Annotated in this window: 5 protein-coding genes; 4 read left to right on the forward strand and 1 reads right to left on the reverse strand. The window is 72.1% G+C overall.

The window, feature by feature from the left end; genetic code table 11:
• Positions 1-104: 104 nt before the first annotated feature.
• Positions 105-569 carry an Lrp/AsnC family transcriptional regulator gene (locus tag KBX53_RS22110; protein ID WP_030333480.1) on the reverse strand — a complete coding sequence of 155 codons (465 nt, stop codon included), beginning with the start codon at positions 567-569 and terminating at the stop codon, positions 105-107.
• A 148-nt stretch (positions 570-717) separates the two neighbouring features.
• Between KBX53_RS22110 and KBX53_RS22115 the strand changes: the two genes are divergently transcribed.
• From KBX53_RS22115 to KBX53_RS22130, 4 genes are all read left to right on the forward strand, one after another.
• A complete protein-coding gene (locus KBX53_RS22115) occupies positions 718-1,620 on the forward strand; it encodes a tryptophan 2,3-dioxygenase (RefSeq protein ID WP_210861402.1) in 903 nt (300 codons plus the stop codon).
• A gap of 14 nt (positions 1,621-1,634) precedes the next feature.
• Positions 1,635-2,915 carry a kynureninase gene (gene kynU / locus KBX53_RS22120; RefSeq protein WP_210861398.1) on the forward strand — a complete coding sequence of 427 codons (1,281 nt, stop codon included), beginning with the start codon at positions 1,635-1,637 and terminating at the stop codon, positions 2,913-2,915.
• Entirely contained in the window at positions 2,912-4,249 is a 1,338-nt protein-coding gene (locus KBX53_RS22125; protein WP_210861400.1) for an NAD(P)/FAD-dependent oxidoreductase, read from the forward strand. The genes kynU and KBX53_RS22125 overlap by 4 nt, the downstream gene beginning before the upstream one ends.
• A 23-nt stretch (positions 4,250-4,272) precedes the next feature.
• Positions 4,273-4,958: aldehyde dehydrogenase family protein (locus KBX53_RS22130; RefSeq protein ID WP_210861404.1), on the forward strand; the 686-nt coding region annotated here is incomplete at its 3' end.

Consider the following 4,958-nt stretch of genomic DNA (forward strand, 5'->3'; position numbering starts at 1 on the left):
ATTTCCCCCCAACCGGCGACGACCGCCGGAACCCTCCCCTGGGCACGCGCGCTGCTTTCCCGTTGGCGCAGGCGCAAACCCGCAGGCGGGCGGGGTGCGGGGGGTCAGCGGGGGCGGGGTGCGGGGTTCGGGCTGGCAAGGGGGGTCACGGGCTGCCAGTTCAGCGGGGAGGAAAGGACCATCGTGCTCGACGGTTGGCCGTACGGGGCGAGACGGTCGATGACCCCCTCGAACGCGCCGATCGAGCCGGCCGCGACCTTCAGCACGCTGCACGCGTCCCCGGTGATCCGGTGGATCTCCAGGATCTCCGGCCAGCCGGCCACCGCCGGGTCGTGCAGGATGCACCGCGTTCCGTAACAGGACATCCGGATCAACGCGACCACTGTTCGGCCGGCGCGGGTCAGGTCGACATGGGCGTGGTAGCCGGTGATGACCCCGGACTCCTCCAGCCGGCGGACCCGCTCCGCTACCGACGGCGGCGACAGGTGCACCCGCCGGGACAACTCGCTGAAGGAGAGCCGCGCGTCGGCCTGCAACTCGCGCAGCAGCGCCCAGTCCATGTCGTCCACGCTCAGACCTTACTTTCGTGAACCGACTTCGCCTAGTTGCCTTTGGTTTGCCAGGAGAAGGCGGCGAGAGCCGTTGATTCGGCATTCCGCAGGCCGATCCGACCGCGAGATCATGGCGTCGGCTAGTCCGGGGGAGGGAGACGAGATGGTGGATCAGACGGAGCGGCGGGCGACGAACCGCCGTGCCACGGTGCAGCCGGTGACCCCCGGGCAGCGTGCCGCGCAGGCGGAGCGGACCGGTGGCGAGCCGACGTTGGAGTTCGCCGACATGGTGCCGTACGACGCGTACGTGCAGGCCAGCGCCCTGCACAAGATGCAGCACCCGCTCAGCGACGACCCCGGCGAAATGTCCTTCCTGATGGTCAGCCAGATCATGGAGCTGTACTTCGGGCTGACCTGCCACGAGTTGCGGGAGACCCAGCGGCTGATCCGCGTCGACCAGGTCTGGGAGGCGTTGGCCCCGCTGGGCCGAGCCAAGCTGCACCTTGAGGGGCTCAACGCCGCCTGGCAGGGCCTGCGCTGGATGAGCCCGGCCGACTTCAACCGGTTCCGCAACCTGCTCGGCGAAGCCTCCGGCTTCCAGTCGGCGATGTACCGGCAGCTGGAGTTCCTGCTCGGGTTGCGCGACCCGACGCTGATCCGCCCGTTCCGCCGGCAGGCCGAGGTGCACGCCGCGCTGAGCGCCGCGCTGGCCACCCCCAGCCTCTGGGACGACGTGCTCGCCCTGCTCGCCCGCCGCGGCTTCGACCTCCCCGCCGACCTGCTCGACCGGGACGTGGCCGTCGAGCACGACCCGCAGCCCTCGGTCGAGGCGGCCTGGGTGCGGATCTACGACGACGCCGGCCCGGACAACCACCTGCGGCTGCTCGGTGAGGCGCTGAGCGCGGTCGCCGAGGAGTTCGGCGACTGGCGCTGGAATCACGTCAAGGCGGTGCAGCGGACAATGGGCGCCAAGGTCGGCAGCGGAGGCTCCGCCGGCCTGGCGTGGTTGCAACGCAGCATGGCCCGGGTGGTCTTCCCGGAGCTGTGGTCGGCCCGCACCGCGATGTGACCGGAGAGCGAGACATGCACACCTCAGAACAAGAAGCGCATCGCCGCGACGAGGCCGACCCCGGCCACCGGCACCTGTTCCACGTGCCGCCGGCCGACGGGGGCGAGCACCCCGAGTCGGCGTACCTGGCCGGCAACTCACTCGGCCTGCAACCTCGGGCCACCCGCGACGAACTCCTGGCCGACCTGGACGCGTGGGGGCGGCTCGGCGTGGAGGGGCACCTGGAGGCGGAGCGCGCCTGGCTGCCGTACCACGAGTTGTTGACCGGGCCGGCCGCCCGACTGGTCGGCGCCCGCCCGGCGGAGGCCGTGGTGATGAACTCGCTCACCGTCAACCTGCACCTGCTGATGGTGAGTTTCTACCGCCCGGCCGGCGCGCGCACCCGCATCGTCATCGAGGACGCGGCCTTCCCCTCGGACAGCTACGCGGTGCGCAGCCAGGCCCGGTTCCACGGCCTGGACCCGGACGACACAGTGGTCCGGTTGCGTCCCCGCGACGGTGAGGACGCCCTGCGCACCGAGGATGTGACCGACTACCTGGCCGCCGAGGGTGACCGGGTGGCGCTGGTGCTGCTCGGCGGCGTCAACTACCTCACCGGCGAGCTGCTGGACATCCCGGCGATCACCGCTGCCGGCCGGGCCGCCGGCGCGGTGGTCGGTTGGGACCTGGCCCACGCCGTCGGGAACGTGCCGCTGGCCCTGCACGACTGGGATGTCGACTTCGCCGCGTGGTGCTCCTACAAGTACCTGAACTCCGGCCCGGGTGCCCTGGCCGGTGTCTTCGTGCACGAGCGGCACCTCGGCGACGACAGCCTGCCCCGTTTCGAGGGGTGGTGGAGCACCGCATCGGCGACCCGGTTCGAGATGACGCCGGTGTCCCGGCCACCGGCCACTGTGGAGGCCTGGCAGATCTCCAACCCGCCGATCTTCGCGATGGGTCCGGTGCGTACCTCGCTGGAGCTGTTCGACACGGTGGGGATGACCGCGCTGCGCGCGCGCAGCCAGCGCCTCACCGGCTGGCTGGAGTCGTTGCTCGACCAGGTGACCGTCGGCCGGCCGCTGCGGGTGGTCACCCCGCGCGACCCGGCCCGCCGGGGCTGCCAGCTCTCCGTGCGCATCGGTTCCGGCAGCGCCGCCGAGCTGACCAAACGCCTCCGGTACGAACACGGGGTCATCGCCGACGCCCGCGAACCTGACGTCGTCCGGTTCGCCCCGGTGCCGCTGTACTCCACGTACCTGGACTGTTGGCGGGCCGCGTCCGCGCTGGCCGCGACGGTCGGGCGGGTGAACCCGTGACCGCGCGGCGCGACGAGATCGCGATCATCGGTGCCGGCCTGGCCGGCTGTCTGGCGGCCTGCTTCCTGGCCCGGCGGGGCTACCCGGTGGCCCTCTACGAGCGCCGCCCCGACCCGCGGGCCGGCGTCGCCGAGCGGGGCCGCTCGATCAACCTGGCGCTCTCCGAGCGCGGCCTTGACGCGTTGCGCCGGATCGGGCTGGCCGAGCAGGTGATGACCGACGCGCTGCCGATGCGCGGCCGGATGATCCACCCGGTCGAGGGTGAGCAGCAGTTCCAGTCCTACAGCGCGGCCGGCGACCGGGCGATCAACTCGATCAGCCGGGGCGCGCTGAACAACGCCCTGCTGGACGAGGCCGCCGCGCTGCCCGGGGTACGGGTCGTCTTCGACCACCGCCTCGTCGGGCTCGACCCGACCGACGGCGCGCTGAGCTTCGAGACCCCGCAGGGCCCGGTCGCGGCCAAGGCGTCGGTCGTGCTGGGTGCCGACGGCGCCGGCTCCGCGGTGCGCGGGCAACTGCTGGCGTACGGGCTGCTCGACGAGAGCGTGGACTTCCTCGACTACGGCTACAAGGAGCTGACGATCCCGCCGCTGGGCGGGGACTTCGCCCTGGACCCGGACGCGTTGCACATCTGGCCGCGTGGCACCTCGATGATGATCGCCCTGCCGAACCCGGACCGCTCCTTCACCTGCACGCTGTTCTGGCCCAACGACGGTGCCGGCAGCTTCGCCTCGCTGACCGGCCCGGCGGAGATCGAACGGCACTTCACCGAGCACTATCCGGACGTGGTCCCGCTGGCCCCGAACCTGGTCGACGACTACCAGCACAACCCGGTGGGCGTGCTCGGCACGGTGCGCTGCACCCCCTGGCAGGTCAGCGGCACTGTCGGCCTGCTCGGCGACGCGGCGCACGCCATCGTGCCGTTCTACGGCCAGGGCGCCAACTGCGCGTTCGAGGACGTGGTGGAGCTGGACCGCTGCCTGGACGAGTGCGCCGACGACTGGTTGGCGGCGTTGCCGCTGTTCCAGCGGCGCCGGCAGGAGAACGCCGAGGCGATCGCGACGATGGCGCTCACCAACTTCGTGGAGATGCGGGACAAGGTCGCCTCCCCGGTCTTCCAGGCCCGGCGGCGGGTGGAGCACGCACTGGAACGGGCCCTGCCCGGCCGGTACGTTTCCCAGTACGAGCTGGTGTCGTTCTCCACCACCCCGTACGCCGAGGTGCGCCGCCGGGTGCGCCGACAGCACCGGGTGCTCGGGGCGGTCGCCGGCGGGGCCGCGCTGCTGCTGGTCGGCGCGATCGGTGCGGCACTGAGCCGAGGGAGGCGCGCATGACCGGCACCTGGGATCCGCGACTGATGGCCGGCCACGCGCCGAGTGGCCCGCACCGGTTGCGCAACTTCGTCGCCGGTGAGTTCGTCGACGGCGCGACGACGTTCGCCAAGGCCAGCCCGGTCACCGGGGAGCAGGTCTTCGAGGTCGACGAGGCATCGGAGTCCACCGTGGACGACGCGGTGGTCGCCGCTCGGGCCGCGCTGCGCGGGCCGTGGGGTCGGATGGGGGAGCGGGAGCGCGCCGAGGTGCTGCGCCGCGTCGCCGACGAGTTGGAGCGCCGCTTCGACGATCTGGTCACCGCCGAGGTCGCCGACACCGGCAAGTCCATCGCCCAGGCCCGTACGTTGGACATTCCGCGCGGTGCGGCGAACTTCCGGGCGTTCGCGGAGATCGTGGCGACCGCACCCACCGAGTCGTTCACCACTGTCACCCCGACCGGCGGCCGGGCGCTCAACTACGCGCTGCGCAAGCCGGTCGGTGTGGTAGCTGTCATCGTGCCGTGGAACCTGCCGCTGCTGCTGCTCACCTGGAAGGTGGCTCCGGCGCTGGCCTGCGGCAACGCGGTGGTGGTCAAGCCCAGCGAGGAGACTCCCGCCTCGGCGACGCTGCTCGCCGAGGTGATGGCGGCGGCCGGGGTGCCGGCCGGGGTGTTCAACCTGGTGCACGGCTTCGGGCCGGGTTCGGCCGGTGAACATCTCACCCGCCACCC

It is taken from the genome of Micromonospora sp. M51 (assembly GCF_018070305.1).
Lineage (GTDB): Bacteria > Actinomycetota > Actinomycetes > Mycobacteriales > Micromonosporaceae > Micromonospora > Micromonospora parva.

What these genes read in the sequence shown, in the direction of transcription:
- kynU (WP_210861398.1), top strand. Translation starts at nt 1,635, where the DNA reads ATGCACACCTCAGAACAAGAAGCGCATCGCCGCGACGAGGCCGACCCC.